Source organism: Microbacterium sp. CCNWLW134, assembly GCF_037083565.1.
Classification (GTDB): Bacteria; Actinomycetota; Actinomycetes; order Actinomycetales; family Microbacteriaceae; genus Microbacterium.
Window position 1 is genome coordinate 991,791 of record NZ_JBAOJU010000002.1, and the last position, 19,370, is coordinate 1,011,160.

The window sequence follows — 19,370 nt, forward strand, 5'->3', positions numbered from 1 at the left end:
GGTCCGGCGTGAAGCTCCACCCGGTCGACGGCGACGACCCCCGCGACATCCTGCCGGCGCTGCGCGCGGCCGTGCTCGGGGCCGGTCCTGCGCTCGGCCTCGGCATGACCGATGCGGCGAGGCCGGAGGAGGAGGTCCCTGCCGGCACCGCGGTGGTGGTCACGACGTCGGGGTCGACCGGGATCCCCAAACGCGTCGTCCTCAGCCGATCGGCGCTCACCGCCAGTGCACTCGCCACCGCGGCACGCATCGGCGACGGGGCGTGGCTCCTCGCGCTCCCCGCGAGCTATGTGGCCGGTCTCCAAGTACTCGTCCGGTCGCTCGTCGCCGACCGGCAGCCGGGCCTGCTCTCGGGTCCGTTCCAGCCGCAGGCGTTCGCATCGGCGGCGCTCATGCTCGTCTCGAGCGAGAACGGGCATCGCGTGCCGACCTTCACCTCCCTGGTCCCCGCCCAGCTGATCCGCCTCCTCGACGCCGCCGAGCACGACACCGCGGTGCGCACGGCCCTCCGCTCCTTCGAGGCGATCCTCATCGGCGGCCAGGCCCTCCCCGCAGCGGTGCTCGAGCGCGCCGAGGAGGCCGGGGCGCGGATCGTCCGCACCTATGGCGCGACCGAGACGAGCGGCGGCTGCGTCTACGACGGTGTGCCGCTCGACGGGGTGGGGCTGCGGATCGAGAACGGGGAGGTGCAGCTGTCGGGTCCGACCCTTGCCGAGGGATACCTCGACGACCCGGTGCGCACCGATGCGGCCTTCGTCACCGCACGCGACGGTACGCGCTGGTACCGCACCGGCGATGCGGGCCTCATCGACGACGGTGTGCTGCGGGTGCGCGGGCGCCTGGACAACGTGATCGTCTCGGGCGGCATCAACGTCTCGCTCGACCGGGTCGAGCGCGTGGTGCGATCGGTGCCGGGACTGCACTCCGCCGTCGTGGTGGGGGTGGCGGATGACCGCTGGGGCGAGGCCTCGGTGATCGTCGCCGCCCGCGGGGAGGCGCTCCGCCGCAGCGAAGCCACCCAGCTCGCCGAGGCCCGGGCGGCCGTGGCCGCCGAGATCGGCGCCCACGCCCGCCCCTCCCGCCTGATCCTCGTCGACGAGGTGGCCGCCCTGCCCTCGGGAAAGCCCGACCGTGAGGCGATCCGGCGGCTCGTGGCGGGGCACCGATAGTGGCCAGCCCTAGGATGTGACCTCGTGGCACGAACCTCCAGCAAGAAGCGCAAGCGTCCGGCATCCCGCCCCCGCCCCGGCGGCAACCCGCAGCGCGTTCCGGTCGCCCCGACCCGCGCGCCGCAGAAGGCGACCGCGCGCGACTGGATCGGCGCCGCACGCCTGCGCACCCTGCCGCTCGCGGTCACCCCGGTGCTCATCGGCACGGGCGCCTCGATGCTCGTGCTCGACTCGCTCCGGTGGGTCGTGGCGCTGTGCTGCCTCGCGGTGGCGGTGTGCCTCCAGATCGGGGTCAACTACGCCAACGACTACAGCGACGGCATCCGGGGCACCGACGACTTCCGCGTCGGCCCCGCGCGGCTGACCGGCGCCCGCAAGGCGAAGCCGCGCACCGTGCTCATCGTGGCGCTGGTGTTCTTCGGGCTCGCCGCGGTGGCGGGCCTTGCCATCGTCATCCGCACCCAGCAGTGGTGGCTGCTGCTCGTGGGCGCCGTCTGCCTCGTCGCGGCCTGGTTCTACACCGGCGGGAAGCGTCCCTACGGGTACTACGGGCTGGGCGAGGTCGTCGTCTTCCTCTTCTTCGGCCTCGTCGCGACCCTCGGGACGACCTGGGTTCAGGCGCTCGCACTGCCGCAGGAGGCCTGGTTCGGGGCGGTGGGCGCAGGCCTGTTCGCATGCGCCGTGCTGTTGGCGAACAACCTCCGCGACATCGATCAGGACCGCACGGCGGGCAAGCGCACGCTGTCGGTGCTGATCGGGCGCCGCGGGTCGCAGGTGCTTTTCACCGTGCTGATCCTCGTGCCGTTCGTCATCTCCGGATGGCTGGCGCTGTTCTACCCGATCGCGTGGCTGACCCTGTTCGGTCTGCTCGCGGCGCTCCCGGCGGTGCTCATCGTCTGGACGTACCGACTCCCCAGGGAACTCGTCGTCGCGCTGGCGCTGAGCTCGCTCGCGTCGCTGACCTACGGGGTGTTCTTGTTCTGGGCGTTCGTCGGCTGATCGCCCGCACGCTCACCCCTCGCGTCAGAACCCCGCGCGTCAGTACCGATCGCGTCGGCGGCGGCATCCTCCGCATCCGCATCGGCGTCGGTGGCCGCACTCTCGGCGCGGACCGCGCGCTCGCGGCGGCCGTCGCCGAGCGATGAGGTGACCTCGTTGAGCGGGCGGCGCAGGAACAGCAGCGACAGGCTCAGCCCGATGAGGGCGGCGAAGATCGCCGCGAGCCAGTAGAGCTGCTGGAAGATCGGGAAGAGCATCATGATGGCGAAGGGCACCAGGAACGCCAGAAGCCGCAGCACGGAGTAGACCAGGGCGGATCGGGCTTTCACGGCTCCAGTTTACGTCGGGCTCCCTCCTCCCCTCCGCCCGCGACCCCCAGGCCCCGCCCAGCCCAGCGCGCCTAGGATGGACCCATGACGAGGGTGCTCCTCATCGCGGCATTGCTGGCCACGGTGTTCTGGGTCTACAGCATCGTCGACTGCGCCCTGCAGCCGCCGAACCGCCATCGGGGTGTGAGCAAGCCGATCTGGATCCTCATCGTCATCCTCCTCCCCGTGCTCGGCGGCGCGCTGTGGTTCGTGGTGGGACGACTGCGCAAGAAGACGATCGCCGCGCGTCGCGCTCCCGACGACGACCCCGAGTTCCTGGGGCGCATCGGCTCGATCAGCGATCAGGACGAGCGCATCCGCCGCCTCGAAGAAGAACTCGCGCAGCTGGATGCCGAGGCCGATGACCCCCGCTACCTGCCGCCCGAGCACGGTGCGGCGCCCGACAACACGATCGAACCGCCCTCGAGCGGTCGCGACCGCTCCGCCCGGACGGGGGAGCGACCGGCCGATGACGATGACCCGCTCGGCACCCGCGGACCGCTGAGCTGAGGTGACCGGCGACACCTCCGGGGCGCAGGCTCCCTCGACCGATGCCGCCGCAGCCCTCATCGGGGCGCTCGTGGCCGGCGGTGTCCGACACCTCGTGCTGAGCCCCGGCTCGCGCTCGCAGGCGCTCGCGTTGGTCGCCGCCGAGTTCGAACGGCGGGGCGCCGTGCGACTCCACGTGCGCATCGACGAACGCGTGGCGGGGTTCGTGGCCCTCGGGATCGGACGCGAGACGGGGATGCCGGCCGCGCTCGTCTGCACGTCGGGAACCGCGACGGCGAACTACCTCCCGGCCGTGCTCGAGGCCCATCACGCGGGGGTGCCGCTGATCCTCCTCACAGCCGACCGCCCGCCGGAGCTGCGCGGCATCGGCGCCAATCAAGCCACGCGCCAGCCCGGTCTGTACGCCGGGTTCACGCGGTGGGATGCCGATCTTCCCGTCCCGACCGAGGTCGACCGGTCGGGTGGGAGCGATCAGACGACGATGCTGCGCCAGACCGCCGGCGAAGCGCTCGCCGCCGCGCGCGGCGAGACCGGGCGACCCGCGGGGCCCGTGCACCTCAACCTGCCGTACCGCGACCCGCTCGCCGGCGCCCTGCCGACGTGGCTCGCTGCGCGGGCCGGCGCGGACGCCTCCGACGCCGCTCCGCCCGAACCCTCCGGCGCTCTCTACCAGGGCGGCGGGGGAATCGGCGGGTCGGAGGGAGCGCACGAGGCGAGCGCCACCGACACCGACCTCGGCACCGTGCTCGAACGCGGTCCCCGCACCGTGGTCGTCGCCGGGGCCGACGCCGGTGCCGGGGCGGAGGCGCTCGCCCACGAGGGCGGGTGGCCGCTCATCGCCGAGATCGTCAGCGGCGCGCGCTTCGGTCGGCACCTGGTGCACGGGTATCGCGCGCTGCTCGCCGACCCTGCGCTCGGCGGCCGCGTCGAACGCGTCGTCGTGTTCGGCCACCCCACGCTCAGTCGCGAGGTCGCCTCCCTCCTCTCGCGCGATGACCTGACGGTGCTCGCGGTCCGCGGCCCGGGCGAGGCGCTCAACCTCAACGGCTCGACCCTGCAGGTCGACGCCGTCTCCGTCGCCCCGGGAGCGGCCGACCGCGAATGGCTCGGTGCCTGGATGCGCGCATCGCAGGCGGCATCCGTCGATCTCAGCCCCCCCGCGCCCGATCCCGATGCGCTGTCGTCGGCCGTGCCCGATGAGCGGCTCCCGGCGATCGCTGCTGAGCTGGCGGTGCTCCGTGCACCGGTCGACCGCGCTGCGCTCGTCGACGCGGTGTGGCGCGCGACCTGGCCCCACGACCGCCTGATGTTCGGCTCGTCGCGGTTGGTGCGGGTGGCTGACAGCCTGCTCGGCGGCAAGAAGGTGCGGGTACACGCCAACCGGGGGCTCGCCGGCATCGACGGCACGATCGCCACCGCGACGGGGATCGCCCTGGCGAGCCAGGACGCCGTCGGCGGTGCGGCCGCCGGTGTGACGCGGGTGCTGCTCGGAGACCTGGCGATGCTCCACGACGTCGGCGCGCTGCTCGTGCCGCCGGCCGAACCCTCACCGCGGATACAGGTGATCGTCGGCAACGACGGCGGGGGAACGATCTTCGACGGGCTCGAGGTCGCGGGTGTCGCCGCACCCGAGGCCATGGACCGCGTGCTCTACACCCCTCACGAGGTGCGGCTCGAGGCGATCGCGAGCGCCTACGGGTGGGAGTACCGGCGGGCCGCAACGCGGTCGGAGCTCGATCAGGCGCTCACCTCCGGGAGCGCGTCGCGTCTGCTCATCGAAGTGCCGCTGACCCGCTGACCGCCCCGCTCTTCCCTCGTCAACCCGCGGTGGGACATCATGGCGGGATGACGACGGCAGAAGACACCGGTTGGGTCGGCGACCCCGCGATCGCCCTTCGCGTCGAGGAGGGTTTCGAGCTCGCGGCCGTCGACCCCGACGCCACCCCGGCCTACGACGGATCCAAAGCCGACGGCGTCGCCGACCTGGCCGACGATTCCCGGCTCGATGAGCTGCAGGAGCGCCTCTACGCCGCGAGCAGGAACGGGGCGGCCGACCAGGCCGTGCTCCTCGTGCTGCAGGCGATGGATTCCGCCGGCAAGGGAGGGATCGTCCGGCATGTCGTCGGATCGGTCGACCCCCAGGGCGTCATGCTCACCGCGTTCAAGAAGCCGACCCCCGAGGAGCTCGCGCACGACTTCCTCTGGCGTATCGAGCGGCGCCTCCCCGAGCCGGGATTCATCGGGGTGTTCGATCGGTCGCACTACGAGGATGTGCTCGTCGGGCGCGTCCGCGCCCTCGCGCCGGCCGACGAGATCGAGCGGCGCTACGACGCCATCAACGATTTCGAGGCCCGCGTCGTGGCGAGCGGCACCCGCATCGTCAAGGTCATGCTGCACATCTCGTACGCCGAGCAGGGCGTCCGCCTCATGGAGCGGCTCGACCGGCCCGATAAACACTGGAAGTACAACCCCGGCGACGTGGACGAACGCGCGCTCTGGCCCGACTATATGGCGGCCTACCAGACGATGTTCGACCGGACCTCGACGGCCGCCGCGCCCTGGTATGTGGTTCCGGCCAACCGAAAGTGGTACGCGCGCATCGCCGTGCAGCGACTTCTCGTGGAAGCGCTCGAGACGCTCGACCCGCGGTGGCCTGCGGCGACGTTCGACGTCGAACGCGAGAAGGAGCGGCTGGCCGCCACGATGCCCGCCTAGAGTGCGCCGCCGGGGCTCAGGACCACCGGTTCGACCGCGCGTCCGTAGGCTGGGTCGGTGAGCGCCAGCACCGACCCGGTCCACCTGATCGCCGACCACTACGTGGCCCGCCTCGCCGAACGCGAGCCCGATGCGGCGCAGGCGATCGGCCTCAGTGATGCACCCGCCCTCCCGGATCTGTCTCCGGCGTGGCTGCAGGAGCGCTACGCGCTGCAGGGCGAGGTGATCGCCCGGCTCGACGCCCTCGCCCCCGAGGTCGGCGACCCCGCGCTTCGCGCAGCCCTCCGGGAGCGCATGGAGCGCGAGCGGCTGCTTTTCGACACCGGCTTCACCCCGCGGCTCGTCGCGGGGCTCGCCACTCCGATCCACCTCGTGCGCTACGCCGTCGAGGGCCTGACCGTGACTGCGGATGCCGCGGGCGAGGCGCTGCTGCGCCGGATCGAAGCGGTACCCGCCGCCACCCGCCAGTACATCGACAGCCTGCGCTGGGCCCGCGAGAACACCGCGCGGTTCACCGGGGGAGGCGTGGCGCCCGTGCGGCAGCTCGACACGCTCGCCGCGCAGGTCGAGCGGTGGATCGACACCGATTGGTTCGGCACGATCCCGGTCGATGACGCCGTCGACTCCGCCACCCGCGCCCGGCTGCGCACCGCCGGTGACCTGTGCGCCGACGCCCTGCGCGAGCTGGTCGGGGTGCTCCGCGACGAACTGCGACCCGTGGCCCCAACGGTCGACGGGGTGGGGGCGGAGGTCTACCCGAGCATGGCCGCGGCGATGCTCGGCGCCTCGATCGACCTCGCCGAGACGTACGCGTGGGGATGGTCCGAGCTCACCCGGCTCGTCGCGGCGTCGCGCGAGCTCGCCACGACCCTCGGGGGCTCAGCCGTGCCGGGCGGGGGTGACGACCCGGTGCGCACGGCCGCCGCCCTTCTCGACGTCGACCCGCGCTACCGGCTCGACGGCATCCCCGCCATTCGCGCGTGGCTTCGCAGCCGCGTGTCCGAGACGATCTCCGCGCTCGCGGACGCCTTCGAGCTGCCCCCGACCGTCGATCGCGTGGAGTGCGTCGTCTCCGAGGCATCCAGCGGTGTCGTCTACTACACCCCGGCGCCGCCGGATGGATCGGCACCCAGCCGCATCGTGTGGACGATTCCGAGCGGCATCCCGGTCGCGGCCAGCTGGCAGGAGGTGACGAGCGTCCACCACGAGGGCCTCCCTGGTCATCACCTGCAGTTCGTCGTCACCGCCTCCGATCCGGGTCTGCACCCGTGGCAGCGGCACCTCTGCCACATCCACGGCTACGCCGAAGGGTGGGCCCACTACGCCGAGCAGCTCTCGGACGAACTCGGTCTCATCCGCGATCCCGCCGAGCGGCTGGGGCTCCTCCTCGGACAGATCTGGCGCACCGTGCGCATCGTCGCCGACATCGGGCTGCACACCGGGTGGCCGGTACCCGGCGACGTGATCGTCCCCGCGCAGCCCTGGACACCCGAGCTTGCCCGCGATCTGCTCGAGCGTTTCGCCCTCGTCGAGCCGGCGCTCGCCGGATTCGAAGTCGACCGCTATCTCGGCTGGCCGGGTCAGGCGCTGGCGTTCCGCGTCGGTGCGCGTCTGTGGGCGCAGGCCCGCGACGCGCGGGAGGTCGTCGACCGCGAGGCGTTCTCGCTCCGCCGATTCCATCGCGACGCGCTGGCGCTCGGTCCGATGGGTCTCGACCCGCTCCGCGAGCGCCTGCTGGGCTGAGCGACCGCCGCCGACGCGCCGTCGGTCAGTCCGCCAGCTGCGGCAGCACCTCACGCCCGAGAAGCGCGATCCCCTCGGCAGGCACCCGGCCGTGAGGGGTTCCGAACTCGATCCGGTCGACACCGGCATCGATCAGGAGATGCGCCTGGCGTGCGATGTCGTCGGGAGTGCCGGCGAACGCGAACAGCTCCAGCACGTCGCGGGGGACCAGGCGTCCCGCGCCCTCCTCGTCGCCCTCGGCGAGCCGGGAGCGGATGCCGGGGAGCAGCCCCTCGGGAAGATCCACGGTCGGGTCGAGGGCGGCGATCACGTCGAGGTACATCGCCACCTCACGCCGGGCCAGCGCCCGGGCCGCATCGCCGTCGCGATCGACGACCGTCACGGCGCCGAGCACGACGCCGACTTCGCCCTCGGCGCGACCCGCCTTCTGCGCACCGGGGCGGAGGCGCTCACGCACGACCTGCACCATCGCCGGATTCGCCGAGCCGCCGATCTTGATCTCGTCGGCGATCTCGCCCGCCAGGGCCATGCCTCGCGGGCCCCACGAGCCGATCAGCACCGGGGCCTGCGGACGCACCACCGGATACCGCAGCCGCACGTCCGGTTCGAGACGGAACACCCGGCCGTCGTACCCTTCACCCGCGCCGCTGAGCAGGGCTTGGATCACTCCGGCGGCATCGCGCAGCGCAGTGATCGGCCGCTCGGGCTCGAGCCCGATGGCCTCGAGCCACGAACCGCGGGCGAGGCCCAGGTACGCACGGCCCTCGGACGCGTCGTCGACGAGCGCGAACTGACCGGCGATCTCATACGGATGGAGGGTGAAGGGGTTCCAGCACGCGCATCCGAGCCGGATGCGGGAGGTGGCGCCCGCCATCTCCAGCAGCGCGGCGATCGGCGGCTGATAGAGCAGATCGGAGAAGACGCTCACCCCGTCGAAGCCGAGGTCCTCGGCCAGGCGCGCGAGGGCGCCGTACTCGCCGAGGCGCTTGTCGGTCTGCAGGCCCAGGCTCACCTGCACCCGGTGCGAGGGGCGGCTCACGTGAGCTCGTCGGTCGGGATGGAGCGGATGCCGGTGCGCTCGATCCGCATGATCAGTCGCTCCTCGGGGTCGGGGCAGGCGACGAGGTCATCCCTCTCCAGCCAATCGCCGGCCGGAAGCTGCCGCTGCTTGGCCGGGAGGAGGGGGAGCACGGCCTGGAGGGCGTAGAGGCAGAAGTGACCGCCGTCGGGAAGGCACAGCCGGCTGCTCTCGACGAGATCGATGTGGTCGCCCACGGCCATGCCGCAGACCGACCGGCCCTCGATCCGTTCGACGACGACCCGGAGGTCGTAGAGATCGGAGGTGGCGCCGTCGCCACTCTCGGAGGCAGGCTCGGTCGGGTTCACGGTGCTCATCTTGCTCATCCTGTCAGTCGCTCGCGCGTCTTCACGCGAAGGCGCCGCGGACACGGCCCCGGTCGTCGCGGACGACGACACCGCCCTTCATGACCAGGTCGAGGTCGCGGAGTGCGCTGACGTCGGCCATCGGGTCGCCCGGGGTCACGACGAGGTCGGCCCATGCGCCCGGCGTGAGGGTGCCGAGGTGACCCTCGGCGCCCAGCCAGCGGGCGGGAGCGGCTGTCGCTGCGCGCACCGCGTCAGGGGCGGCTAGGCCGCCCGCCTGCATGTGCTCGAGTTCGCGCACCACGGCGCTCGTCCCCTCGAAGTTCCAGAACGGCGGCATGTCACTGCCCAGGAGCACCTCGACGCCGGCGTCGAGTGCGTGGCGGTACGAGGCCATATGGCGCGGTCCCGCGCCGAGGGAGCGCTGCTGCATCCACGCCGGCACGCCGAGGTCGTCGAAGAACGCGCTCGCCCGGGTGACGACGAGCGTCGGCACGAGCGCTGTGCCGTGCTCGGCCATGAGGCGGGCGACCTCGGGGGTGAGCTCGTACCCGTGCTCGACGCAGTCCAGGCCCAGCGCCACCGCTTCGGCGATGATGGCCGCCGGCCCGGCGTGGGCCGTGACCTTGCGGCCCCACGCATGGGCGGTCGAGATCGCCGCGGCCATCTCCTCGCGGGTGAGCTGGGGCGTGGTGATCTCCTCGTGCTCGCCGGCGATGCCGCCCGAGATCATGAGCTTGATGAGGTCGGCGCCGGCCTTGACCTGCGAACGGACCCCTCGCGCGAACGCGTCGGCGCCGTCGCACTCGAGGGTGTCGTCGCTGTCGAACCCGTGTCCGCCGGTGCAGCACAGCGCGCGCCCCGCGGTGTAGATGCGGGGGCCCGGCACGTGACCGGCGGCGATCGCGCGGCGCAGCGCGAAGTCGGCGCCGCCCTTCTCGGCGACGCAGCGCACCGTCGTCACCCCCGACAGCAGAGTGCGGCGCGCGCCGTCTGCCATGTACAGCGAGAGCTCGTGCGGGCTGAGGCTGCTGACCGCGTCGCCGCCGGATCCCGGGAGGGACAGCGAGAAGTGCGTGTGCATGTTGATCAGGCCCGGCATGACGAAGGCGCCGTCGAGGTCGATCACCCGTTCGGCCCCGGTCACCGCATCGCCCGGGGTCGTGACCCGCGCGATCCTGCCGTCCGCGATGACGAGGGCCACGCCGTCGCGGGGTTCGGGCTCGACGCCGTCGATGAGGTTCAGGCCCACCAGGACCGCGTCGCCGCGGGTCGGAAGCGAAGGGACGGCGCCGCTCATGCGAGGGCGTCCACGATCGGACGGAACTTCACGCGTGTCTCCAACAGCTCTGCCTCCGGGTCGCTGCCGGCGACGATGCCCGCCCCGGCGTGGGCGACGACGGGGATCCCGTCGCCGTGGATGTCGACCCCGTCGAGGCCGAACTGCGCGCAGCGCAGCGCGATCGCCCACTCGCCGTTGCCGGACTGGTCGACCCAGCCCACGGGCCCGGCATATCGTCCCCGGTCGAAGGGTTCCAGGCGGCGGATGACGGCGAGGGCGGCTTCCGTGGGAGAACCGGCCACCGCGGCGGTGGGGTGGAGGGCCGCGACGAGGTCGAGCGACGACGCCCCGTCGTCCAGAGTGCCCTCGATGTCGGTGGCCAGGTGCCAGACGTTGGGGAGCTTCAGGGTGAAGGGCTGCTCGCTCGAGGCGAGGGCGCTGGTGTGGGGGCGGAGGGAGGACAGCACGCTGTGGGCGGCGTACCGGTGCTCGTCGAGATCCTTCGCGCTCGTGGCGAGCGCGAGCGATGCGGCGTTGTCGGCGTCGGCGTCGGCCCCCCGGGCGCGCGTGCCGGCGAGGACGCGGGCGGTCACGGTGCCGTCGTGCACCGTGACGAGGGTCTCAGGACTCGCTCCGATGAGGCCGTCGACGGCGAAGGTCCAGCAGTCGGGGTAGTCGGTCGCAAGAGCTCGCACCAGGCGGCGGAGGTCGGCGTCGTGCGGCACAGCGCCGACGAGGTCGCGGGCGAGCACCACTTTGCCGACTTCTCCGGCGCCGATCGCGGTGACCGCCGCGCGGACCGCCGACTGATACCCCTCATGCGTCATCCGGCCCGGGCCCACCGCACCCGGCCAGTACGGGCCGAGACGGCGGGGGGAGGGCTCGACGGCCGCCTCGTCGGCGGTGCGGATGGAGGTGATCCACCCGCGTCCGCCTCGCCGGCCGACGATGACGCGCGGCACGATGAGCACGCTCGATGCGGCCGATGCGGCGGTGAAACTGAACGCGCCGAAAGCGACCAGTCCCGATCCGGGAACGCCGACCGCATCGTCGACCCGCGCGTGCGACGCCACCTCTCGCCACACGTCGGCGAGGCGGGCGATGCGCGCATTTCGCGGTTCGGCGTTCGGGTCCTGACCTCCGGGCTCCTCGAGTCGGAGGGCCTCGCCGAATCCGGCGATGCCCTCCGCGCGGCGAATCCAGCACAGCGGTGACGCGGCATCGGCGAAGGGGAGCAGCTCCTCGACGGGATCGATCGGAGAGGTCTCGACCACCAGCCGGGGGAGGGGGGAGATCACGGCTCCACTCTAGATCCGGGCGCCCGGGGCCGGACGGCGACGCCGTATATTGACGAGGTGACCGACGCCTCGTCATCCGCCCCCCGCCCCGAGATCGGGCAGCGCGTGCGCTTCCGCTGGCGCAAATGGAACGGCGGGGTGCACTGGGAGCACGACTGCGTGTATCTCGGCAGCGACCGGTGGGGCGACTGGGTCGGCCAGCCCGCCGGCTGGATCAGCGAGCGGCCCGGACGGCAGATGGTGACGCGTCAGGCGTGTGTGATGCTGCTCCCTCCGAGCGGGGAGTACGCCTATACCCGGAACGCGGATCCGAACCGGACGCAGATCTACATCGACCTGGGCTGGGATGTGGGCTGGCGAGACGGTGCGCCGGTCGGTGTCGACATGGATCTCGATGTCGTCAAGCACACCGAGCGGGGCATCTACATCGACGACCGCGACGAGTGGGACGAGCACCGGGTGGCCTACGGCTACCCGCTCGACATCGTCGCGCGCCTCGAGTCGCTCGCGGTCGACCTCGAGCAGAAGGTTCGCGCGGGCGTCGCGCCCTTCGACGAGGCGACACCCGCCCACTGGCTCTCACGGCTCGAGGCGCTGAACCTCTGAGGATGCAGACCGGTGCTCGTCCGGTCTGGGACGACGGCGACGCGCTTAGACTCGACCCGTGACGACCGATCGCGAACCCAACCGCGCCGACCTCGGCAAGGACCCGCGACGCGTCAGCGGCATGTTCGATCAGGTCGCCCGCGGCTACGACCGGACGAACACCGTGCTGAGCCTCGGCAACGACCGGATGTGGCGTGCGGCGACGACCCGCGCGGTCTCACCGCGACCGGGCGAGCGCATCCTCGACCTCGCCGCCGGCACCGGCGCCTCCAGCGTCGCACTGGCCAAGAGCGGAGCTCAGGTCGTGGCCGCCGATTTCTCACCCGGGATGATCGCCGAAGGCGAGCGCCGTTACGGAGCGACGTCGCCGGGTGGCGGCATCCGAAACCTGACGTTCGTGCAGGCGGACGCGACCGACCTGCCCTTCGGTGACGCGGAGTTTCACGCCGTCACCATGTCGTTCGGTCTTCGCAACGTCAACGATCCGAAGAAGGCCCTGCGGGAGCTGTGGCGGGTGACCAAGCCCGGCGGACGCGTGGTGATCTGCGAGTTCTCGCAGCCGCCGTCGGGCGCCTTCAACCGGCTGTACCGCTTCTACAACGACCGCGTGCTGCCGACCGTGGCCAAGGCCGTGAGCTCGAACGCCGAGGCGTACGACTATCTGAACGAGTCGATCCGCGACTGGCCGGATCAGCGCACGCTGTCGGCGTGGATCCGCGAGGCGGGATGGACGGATGTCGCGTTCCGCAACCTGTCGATGGGCATCGTCGCCCTGCACCGGGGCCGCAAGCCCTGAGGCGACCGCCTGCGATCCGCGCGCCGCTAGGCTGGATCCGTGACTCCTTCCGCTCCCGGCTCGCCGATCACCGGTCAGCTGAGCCTGACCGAGCGGGTCTTCGCCGGGCCCGGCGCCCGTCGCCTTCTCGCGGCGATCGAGGACGGGCTCGCGCGCGTCGACGAACACCTGCGCAGCGAACTGCGCGTGACCGACGCGCTCGCCAACGCCACGAGCCGTTACCTGTACAACGCCGGCGGCAAGCGCGTGCGTCCCACCCTGGCGCTCCTCACCTCGCAGCTCGGCGACGGGGTCACCGATGAGGTCGTCGAGGCGGCCTCGGCCCTGGAGATGACCCACCTCGGCTCGCTGTACCACGACGACGTGATGGATGTCGCCGACAAACGTCGAGGGGTGCCGTCCGCCCACGCCGTGTGGGGCAACAACGTCGCGATCCTCACCGGCGACCTGCTCTTCTCCCGCGCCAGCCAGATCATGGCGCGGCTGGGGGAGCGTGCGATCCGGATCCAGGCCGACACCTTCGAGCGTCTCGTGCTCGGACAGATGCACGAAACGGTCGGGGCCACCGAGGACGATGACCCGGTGGAGTTCTACCTGCAGGTGCTCTCGGACAAGACCGGTTCGCTGATCGCCGCGGCCGCGCAGGCCGGGGTGATTTTCTCCGACGCCGACCCCGCCTTCGAGGCGCCCATGGTGGTGTTCGGGGAGAAGGCCGGTGTCGCCTTCCAGCTGCTCGACGACGTGATCGACCTCTCGCCCGACCCCGGTGAGACCGGCAAGGTCCCCGGTACCGACCTGCGCGCAGGCGTCCCCACGATGCCGTTCCTGCTGCTCGGTCAGCGACGAGACGCCGACGCGGTGCGACTGCGCGAGACGATCGACGAGGGCGTGGAGCGGATCGCCGAGGGCGCCGACCCCGCGATCCTCGACGGTCCTCTCGCCGAACTGAGAGAGCACGAGACCACCGAGGCCACGCGCGAGCTCGCGCACCGGTACTCTCTTGAAGCGATCGATGCGCTGGAGCCACTGCCCGAGGGGCCGGTGCGCGACGCGCTGACGCGCTTCGCGCGGGCGGTCGCCGATCGCGCGAGCTGATCGGCGGCGTCTCCGGGACCGCCGCGGCGCGGCATCCGTCAGAAAGGACTTCATGACCAAGCTCAGGCTTGCCATCGTCGGTGCAGGACCCGCCGGCATCTACGCCGCCGACATCCTGCTGAAGGCAGAGCGTCGCTTCGATGTCTCCATCGACCTGTTCGAGCAGCTGCCCGCCCCCTACGGACTGGTGCGCTACGGGGTGGCGCCCGACCATCCGCGCATCAAGGGCATCATCACGGCGCTGCGCGAAGTGCTCGACCGCGGTGACATCCGCATTTTCGGCAACGTCCGCTTCGGCGAGGACATCACGCTCGACGACCTCAAGCAGCACTACCACGCGGTGATCTTCGCCACCGGGGCGGTGCGCGACACCGACCTGCGCATCCCCGGGATCGACGCCGAGGGCTCCTACGGTGCGGCCGACTTCGTCAGCTGGTTCGATGGCCACCCCGACGTGCCGCGCACCTGGCCGCTGGAGGCGGAGTCGGTGGCCGTCATCGGCAACGGCAACGTCGCGCTCGACGTGTCGCGCATGCTCGCCAAGCATGCCGAGGATCTGCTCCCCACCGAGATTCCCGACAACGTCTACGAGGGCCTGAAGGCCTCGCCGGTGACCGACGTGCACGTGTTCGGTCGCCGGGGCCCCGCGCAGGTGAAGTTCACCCCGCTCGAGCTTCGCGAGCTCGGTGAGCTGCGCGATGTCGACATGGTCGTCTACGACGAGGATTTCGACTACGACGAGGCGTCGAAGGACGCCATCGCGAGCAACAAGCAGGTGATGGTCATCGACCGCGTGCTGCAGGCGTGGCGCAAGCGTCCGAGCGTCAACAACGCCGGGGGTGAGGCCTCGCGTCGCCTGCATCTGCACTTCTGGGCGAAGCCCGTCGAGGTGAAGACCGACGAGAACGGCCGGGTGTCGGCGTTCGTGTACGAGCGCACCCGTCCCGACGGCGAGGGCGGTGTCGTGGGCACCGGCGAGATGCGCGAGGTGGCCGTGCAGGCGATCTATCGCGCGGTCGGCTACTTCGGGTCGCCGCTGCCGGGAGTGCCGTTCGACAAGCGCCACGGGGTCATCCCCAACCACGAGGGTCAGGTGCTGCGTAAGGACTCGAATGAGCGGGTCCCCGGCGTCTACGCGACCGGATGGATCAAGCGCGGACCGGTGGGCCTGATCGGCCACACCAAGTCCGACGCGATGGAGACCGTGCGTCACATCATCAACGACCAGGGTTCGTGGTGGCAGCCGACCGATCCGTCGGAGGAGGCCATCCCCGCGCTGCTGGAATCGCGCGGCGTCGCGTGGACCGACCTCGACGGCTGGCACCGCCTCGACGAGCATGAGGTGGCTCTCGGCGCGCCGCACGGCCGCGCGCGGATCAAGGTCGTGCCGCGTGACGAGATGATCGCGGTCTCGCGCGGGGAGTAGTCGCCTGCGGCAGGTGCTGCGACCCGGATAGGCTGGGGGGAGTTTCCCTTCACCAGGAGGTCACCCCATGCTGATCGCGCTGTACATGGTCCTGCTCGTAGGCGGGATGTGGATCCTGGGGGCGAGCTTCAACTTCCCTGACTTCGGCGCCGTGCTGTTCGCCGCTGGGGTGCTCATCATCTGCGCCGCGGTGGCGCTGCCGGTGACGCTCAGCCGTCACGAGAATCGCGACTCGAACCCCGGCAACTGGTAGCCGGTGGGTCGGTGACCCCAGGCTCGGCCGATCGGATGACCGAGGGCTGGGTGCCGGATGTCCTCGGGGCGCCGTTCGAGCAGCAGACGCTGCCGCTCCCCGATGACGACGAGGGCGCGGTCGTCGCGACGCTCGTGCGGCTGATGCCTCGGCGCTCCCTCAGGGAGTTCTTCTCAGGAGGACCGCGGCCCTTCGCCGACGTCGACGTGCTCTACGTCCACGGCTGGTCGGACTACTTCTTCCAGACGCGTCTCGCCCGCTTCTGGGTCGAGCGCGGCGCGCGGTTCTACGCGCTGGACCTGCGGAAGTACGGCCGGAGCCTGCGGCCCGGTCAGACACCGGGCTACATCGGCGACCTCGCGGACTACGACGCCGACATCTCCGAAGCGCTGACCGCGATGGGGAGGACAGCGGATGGCACGGGGGAGCGACGCCTCGTGCTCTTCGGGCACTCGACCGGGGGGCTGACCCTGAGTCTGTGGGCCGCGCGTCATCCGGGCGCTGCCGCTGCGATCGTCCTGAACAGCCCATGGCTCGAATTCCAGCTGAGCGCGTCGGTGCGGCAGGCGATCACGCCGGTGCTCGACATCCACTCCCGCCGTCGGCCGCTGGATCTGTGGCCACAGGTGGACGGAGGTTTCTACGCGCGGGCGCAGGCCGAGGTGGCAGATGCCGACGACCCCGTGCAGGTGGATCTCGCGTGGCGACCGGAACGCAGCCTGCCCGTGCACGTGGGGTGGATGCGGGCGATCGTCGCAGGTCACGCGGCGGTCTCGAAAGGCCTCGGTATCCCGGTGCCGGTCTGCGTGCTGCTGTCGGCGCGGAGCGTCGCGCCGACGCGGTGGGATGACGAGCTCACCCGCGCCGATTCGGTGCTGGTGGTCGACGACATCGCGCGCGCGGCGCTCAAGCTCGGTTCGTCGGTGACGATCGAGCGGATCGACGGCGCGCTGCACGATGTCTTCCTGTCCCGGCGCGAGGCGCGCGCCGAGGCTTACGAGCGGATGGGGCGCTGGACGACCGCGATGCTGTCACGCTGACGGCGGATCCGACGCCTCTCGGCTCTCTTCCGATGGCTCGAGCGACACGCCCTCCGACCATGGACGGTGCGAGGGAATGGGTTCGGGGCGGAGAAACCTCGGCCTGCTGCTGGGGAAGGAGATGTCGTGCTCGTCGCCCGGAGACGGCACGGGGACCGGGTCGGTGAATCGCCGACCCGTCACGGTCCGGGCCGCGAGCTTCAGAACGTGGGGCTTGTGGCGAGGACTCACCGTCACGATCCGCCGGATACCGCTGCCGTCGATCTCCACGTCGTCGACGGTGCGCGCAGCCGTGCCTCGTACGACCACGCTCCACGTTCCGTCGTCATCGTGACCGTCGATCTCGAAGGCGGCGGCGGGTCGCGCGTCCAGACTGACGACCTTCGCGTCGGGCGCGCTGCGGATGTACACCGCTCCCTCATGCGCGACGAAGTTGACGGGGAAGATATCCGGCGTTCCGTCGGTGCGGGTGACGGCGAGCCGTCCGATGTCCCCGTTCTCGAGCAGTGACCAGCATTCCGCGGTGGTCAGATCTCGTGCGCGTGAGGTCTCGGCCATGGGGGACTCCTTCCGTTCCGGTTCCCATCCGAAACCCTGTCGCGAAGCGAAGGAGGAACGAAGGTCCCGTGCGGGTCTTCTCTGAGTGGTTGCGCGACCGTAGCCTTGATCGCGAAGCCCGACCCGTATCGCCGTGGATCCGGGGCTCAGCCGGAAGGAGTCCGTCATGATCCGCGTCTTCCTCGTCGACGATCACGAGATCCTCCGCCGTGGGCTGGCCGACATCCTCGAGGCTCATTCCGACATCGAGGTCATCGGCGAGGCGGGGACAATCCGTGATGGGCTCAGCCGCATCGAGGCGACGAGCCCCGACATCGCGGTTCTCGATGTCCATCTGCCTGACGGGAACGGGATCGATCTGTGCCGGGAGATCGGGTCGCGTCTCCCCGACGTGCGCTGCCTGATCCTCACCGCATTCGACGACGATGCGGCGCTGCACGCTGCGACGCTCGCCGGTGCGGCCGGTTACGTCCTGAAGGATATCCGGGGAACCGGGCTCGTGGCGGCGATCCGCGCCATCGCCGCCGGACGGCGCCTGGTGGACAGTCCGCTCGGACAGCGCTCGGCCCAGGCGCTTCGGAGCCAGGCCGACAGCGACGACCCGCGATGGGGGTCGCTCGGCCTGCGCGAGCGCCAGATCCTCCGCTTGATCGCGGACGGCATGACCAACCGCCAGATCGGTGAGCGCCTCGGCATCGCCGAGAAGACGGTCAAGAACTACGTCTCGTCGCTGCTTCGCAAGCTCGGTGTCGACAGCCGCACCCAGGCGGCCATCGTGGAGCTGCACCACACGCAGGAGCGCGCCGACGGGTGACGTCAGACGCGGTGCGTGCGTCCGGGTTCGGAACGTGAGGCGGCGACGAAGGTCGACCGGTGGGTCACGCGCCGCTGGTCCCAGATCCCCAGTGTCAACATGGTCAGCGCGAGCTCGATGCCCCCCAGCGCCGCGTACACCAGCTGGAGCACGCTGAAGGGGATGTAGATCATCTGCACGAAGATCCAGGCGAGGCAGGCGAATCCCGCCAGCGCACTGGTGACCGCAGACCACGGCGAGCGGATCAGCGTGAGCAGCAGCGCGGCCGCCTGTGTCCCGCCCACCACCAGCAGGAGCGCCAGGCCCGGAACGAGGTAGGAGGAGAACGGGGAGCCCGCCAGATAGTCCAGGGGAGGCATGAAGACAGTCGCGAGGGACGGCAACAGCGTGCCGACGATGAGGGCGACACCCCCGAGCGCTGCGGTCAGTGCGATGAATGTCTGGACCGTCATGAGTGCGATTCGGATGGCGCGCATCAGTCTTCCTCTCCTTCATCATCCGTCGTCTCCGCGGGCACGACTGCGAGGGGACACGGCACCCGCCACACCAGGTCCTGGGCCACGGATCCGCTCAGGCGGCCCTGCACCACGCCGCGGTGATGAGTTCCGATGACCAGGAGAGACGAGTGCGCGGCGTGTCGGAGAAGCGTCGGTCCGGCGAGGTCGCGCACCAGGTCGCTGCGGAGGCCCATGCTCGGATAACGGGCGATGACCCAGCGCATCCGCGTGTCCAGAACGCCTCGGTGTTCAGCAATGACGGCATCGACCGTGGGGACCGCGTCGCTCGCGAAGGACGGAGGAGGCATCTGCCAGGCATGGACCAACCGCAGGGAGACGCTCGTGAGGTCGGCCTCGCGTGCGGCGAAGGCGACGGCGGCATCCGAACTGTCGTCCGCGCTCACACCCACCGTGACGGGGTCGCCGAGGTCGGACCAGTCGGCAGGCACGAGCACGACCGGTGCACGGGAGCGGGCGCTGACCTGCAGCGGCAGCGCACCCGACAGAGCCGCGCGGACCGGGTGGCCGAGGGTGACACCGAGGACCACCACATCGGCGTTGCTGCTCATGAGGGTCAGGGCAGGCTCGACGCCGCCTTCGAGCCGGTGCAGCTGCACCCCGATGCCGGGAACGCGATCCCGAAGAAAGCCCTCTGCGTTACCGAGGTGTCGCAGGGCGGAGCTCCGTTCCTGCGCGAAGCGCGAGATCACCGTCACGACATCGACGCCGACGACCGTGCGGGCAGCCCGCGCCGCTACCCATGACAGCGCGGCCACCGACGCCGGCGAGCCGTCGTAGCCGAGCACGATCGATTCCAT

The 19,370-nt window shown here is 71.2% G+C and carries 21 protein-coding genes; 13 read left to right on the forward strand and 8 right to left on the reverse strand.

Annotation, left to right across the window (positions count from 1 at the left end):
- Window positions 1–8 precede the first annotated feature (8 nt).
- Both V6S02_RS15330 and V6S02_RS15335 read left to right on the forward strand, forming a co-directional pair.
- Window positions 9–1,169 (forward strand): AMP-binding protein, encoded by a 1,161-nt coding sequence (locus V6S02_RS15330; RefSeq protein WP_336401534.1) that lies wholly within the window; start codon window positions 9–11, stop codon window positions 1,167–1,169.
- Window positions 1,170–1,193: 24 nt separating this feature from the next.
- Window positions 1,194–2,168, forward strand: coding sequence for a 1,4-dihydroxy-2-naphthoate polyprenyltransferase (locus V6S02_RS15335; RefSeq protein WP_124294057.1), 975 nt, complete (start codon window positions 1,194–1,196; stop codon window positions 2,166–2,168).
- Here V6S02_RS15335 and V6S02_RS15340 read toward each other — a convergent pair.
- Window positions 2,132–2,497: a DUF4229 domain-containing protein gene (locus tag V6S02_RS15340; protein ID WP_336401535.1), complete on the reverse strand. Its 366-nt coding sequence runs from the start codon at window positions 2,495–2,497 to the stop codon at window positions 2,132–2,134. The two genes, V6S02_RS15335 and V6S02_RS15340, sit on opposite strands and share 37 nt — an antisense overlap.
- Before the next feature lie 84 nt (window positions 2,498–2,581).
- Between V6S02_RS15340 and V6S02_RS15345 the strand changes: the two genes are divergently transcribed.
- From V6S02_RS15345 to V6S02_RS15360, 4 genes are read left to right on the forward strand one after another with little or no spacing between them, the layout of a single operon-like run.
- Window positions 2,582–3,046, forward strand: a complete 465-nt coding sequence (locus V6S02_RS15345) for a PLD nuclease N-terminal domain-containing protein (protein WP_336401536.1) — start codon at window positions 2,582–2,584, stop codon at window positions 3,044–3,046.
- Between the two features lies 1 nt (window position 3,047).
- Window positions 3,048–4,844 carry a 2-succinyl-5-enolpyruvyl-6-hydroxy-3-cyclohexene-1-carboxylic-acid synthase gene (gene menD / locus V6S02_RS15350; RefSeq protein WP_336401537.1) on the forward strand — a complete coding sequence of 599 codons (1,797 nt, stop codon included), beginning with the start codon at window positions 3,048–3,050 and terminating at the stop codon, window positions 4,842–4,844.
- Window positions 4,845–4,891: 47 nt separating this feature from the next.
- A complete protein-coding gene (locus V6S02_RS15355) occupies window positions 4,892–5,761 on the forward strand; it encodes a polyphosphate kinase 2 family protein (RefSeq protein ID WP_336401538.1) in 870 nt (289 codons plus the stop codon).
- 57 nt (window positions 5,762–5,818) lie between these two features.
- Complete coding sequence (locus V6S02_RS15360) at window positions 5,819–7,504, forward strand: DUF885 domain-containing protein (protein ID WP_336401539.1); 1,686 nt, start codon at window positions 5,819–5,821, stop codon at window positions 7,502–7,504.
- A gap of 25 nt (window positions 7,505–7,529) precedes the next feature.
- On the opposite strand, the gene V6S02_RS15365 is transcribed toward V6S02_RS15360, so the two are convergent.
- The 4 genes from V6S02_RS15365 to V6S02_RS15380 are packed head-to-tail and all read right to left on the reverse strand — an operon-like array spanning window position 7,530 to window position 11,467.
- Window positions 7,530–8,543 carry an LLM class flavin-dependent oxidoreductase gene (locus V6S02_RS15365; protein ID WP_336401540.1) on the reverse strand — a complete coding sequence of 338 codons (1,014 nt, stop codon included), beginning with the start codon at window positions 8,541–8,543 and terminating at the stop codon, window positions 7,530–7,532.
- Window positions 8,540–8,899 (reverse strand): TIGR04076 family protein, encoded by a 360-nt coding sequence (locus tag V6S02_RS15370; RefSeq protein ID WP_124294051.1) that lies wholly within the window; start codon window positions 8,897–8,899, stop codon window positions 8,540–8,542. Before V6S02_RS15370 ends, V6S02_RS15365 begins: the two co-directional genes overlap by 4 nt.
- 31 nt (window positions 8,900–8,930) lie before the next feature.
- Entirely contained in the window at window positions 8,931–10,187 is a 1,257-nt protein-coding gene (locus V6S02_RS15375) for an amidohydrolase family protein (protein WP_336401541.1), read from the reverse strand.
- Window positions 10,184–11,467, reverse strand: coding sequence for an isochorismate synthase (locus V6S02_RS15380; protein WP_336401542.1), 1,284 nt, complete (start codon window positions 11,465–11,467; stop codon window positions 10,184–10,186). The genes V6S02_RS15375 and V6S02_RS15380 overlap by 4 nt, the downstream gene beginning before the upstream one ends.
- A 57-nt stretch (window positions 11,468–11,524) precedes the next feature.
- On the opposite strand from V6S02_RS15380, the gene V6S02_RS15385 reads away from it, so the two are divergent.
- From V6S02_RS15385 to V6S02_RS15410, 6 genes are all read left to right on the forward strand, one after another.
- Window positions 11,525–12,073, forward strand: a complete 549-nt coding sequence (locus tag V6S02_RS15385; RefSeq protein ID WP_124294049.1) for a DUF402 domain-containing protein — start codon at window positions 11,525–11,527, stop codon at window positions 12,071–12,073.
- Between the two features lie 58 nt (window positions 12,074–12,131).
- Window positions 12,132–12,869, forward strand: coding sequence for a demethylmenaquinone methyltransferase (locus V6S02_RS15390; protein ID WP_336401543.1), 738 nt, complete (start codon window positions 12,132–12,134; stop codon window positions 12,867–12,869).
- 39 nt (window positions 12,870–12,908) lie between these two features.
- Entirely contained in the window at window positions 12,909–13,964 is a 1,056-nt protein-coding gene (locus V6S02_RS15395; protein WP_124294048.1) for a polyprenyl synthetase family protein, read from the forward strand.
- Window positions 13,965–14,016: 52 nt separating this feature from the next.
- Window positions 14,017–15,390 carry an FAD-dependent oxidoreductase gene (locus V6S02_RS15400; protein ID WP_336401544.1) on the forward strand — a complete coding sequence of 458 codons (1,374 nt, stop codon included), beginning with the start codon at window positions 14,017–14,019 and terminating at the stop codon, window positions 15,388–15,390.
- Window positions 15,391–15,457: 67 nt separating this feature from the next.
- The gene (locus tag V6S02_RS15405; protein WP_124294046.1) at window positions 15,458–15,643 is read left to right on the forward strand and encodes a hypothetical protein; all 186 of its coding nucleotides are present in this window, start codon (window positions 15,458–15,460) and stop codon (window positions 15,641–15,643) included.
- Window positions 15,644–15,678: 35 nt separating this feature from the next.
- Window positions 15,679–16,683, forward strand: coding sequence for an alpha/beta hydrolase (locus V6S02_RS15410; protein WP_336401675.1), 1,005 nt, complete (start codon window positions 15,679–15,681; stop codon window positions 16,681–16,683).
- Here V6S02_RS15410 and V6S02_RS15415 read toward each other — a convergent pair.
- On the reverse strand, window positions 16,675–17,241 hold the full coding sequence (locus tag V6S02_RS15415; protein WP_336401545.1) for a pyridoxamine 5'-phosphate oxidase family protein: 567 nt from the start codon (window positions 17,239–17,241) through the stop codon (window positions 16,675–16,677). The two genes, V6S02_RS15410 and V6S02_RS15415, sit on opposite strands and share 9 nt — an antisense overlap.
- 166 nt (window positions 17,242–17,407) lie before the next feature.
- On the opposite strand from V6S02_RS15415, the gene V6S02_RS15420 reads away from it, so the two are divergent.
- Entirely contained in the window at window positions 17,408–18,055 is a 648-nt protein-coding gene (locus V6S02_RS15420) for a response regulator transcription factor (RefSeq protein WP_336401546.1), read from the forward strand.
- A 2-nt stretch (window positions 18,056–18,057) separates the two neighbouring features.
- Here V6S02_RS15420 and V6S02_RS15425 read toward each other — a convergent pair whose 3' ends face one another.
- Window positions 18,058–18,507 (reverse strand): hypothetical protein, encoded by a 450-nt coding sequence (locus V6S02_RS15425; protein ID WP_336401547.1) that lies wholly within the window; start codon window positions 18,505–18,507, stop codon window positions 18,058–18,060.
- A 23-nt stretch (window positions 18,508–18,530) separates the two neighbouring features.
- Window positions 18,531–19,370: a universal stress protein gene (locus V6S02_RS15430; RefSeq protein WP_336401548.1), complete on the reverse strand. Its 840-nt coding sequence runs from the start codon at window positions 19,368–19,370 to the stop codon at window positions 18,531–18,533.

Coding starts and splice junctions, on each gene's coding strand:
- V6S02_RS15345 (WP_336401536.1), top strand. CDS start 2,582: ATGACGAGGGTGCTCCTCATCGCGGCATTGCTGGCCACGGTGTTCTGG.
- V6S02_RS15355 (WP_336401538.1), top strand. CDS start 4,892: ATGACGACGGCAGAAGACACCGGTTGGGTCGGCGACCCCGCGATCGCC.
- V6S02_RS15370 (WP_124294051.1), bottom strand. CDS start 8,899: ATGAGCACCGTGAACCCGACCGAGCCTGCCTCCGAGAGTGGCGACGGC.
- V6S02_RS15375 (WP_336401541.1), bottom strand. CDS start 10,187: ATGAGCGGCGCCGTCCCTTCGCTTCCGACCCGCGGCGACGCGGTCCTG.
- V6S02_RS15400 (WP_336401544.1), top strand. CDS start 14,017: ATGACCAAGCTCAGGCTTGCCATCGTCGGTGCAGGACCCGCCGGCATC.
- V6S02_RS15405 (WP_124294046.1), top strand. CDS start 15,458: ATGCTGATCGCGCTGTACATGGTCCTGCTCGTAGGCGGGATGTGGATC.
- V6S02_RS15410 (WP_336401675.1), top strand. CDS start 15,679: ATGACCGAGGGCTGGGTGCCGGATGTCCTCGGGGCGCCGTTCGAGCAG.
- V6S02_RS15415 (WP_336401545.1), bottom strand. CDS start 17,241: ATGGCCGAGACCTCACGCGCACGAGATCTGACCACCGCGGAATGCTGG.
- V6S02_RS15420 (WP_336401546.1), top strand. CDS start 17,408: ATGATCCGCGTCTTCCTCGTCGACGATCACGAGATCCTCCGCCGTGGG.
- V6S02_RS15425 (WP_336401547.1), bottom strand. CDS start 18,507: ATGACGGTCCAGACATTCATCGCACTGACCGCAGCGCTCGGGGGTGTC.
- V6S02_RS15430 (WP_336401548.1), bottom strand. CDS start 19,370: ATGGAATCGATCGTGCTCGGCTACGACGGCTCGCCGGCGTCGGTGGCC.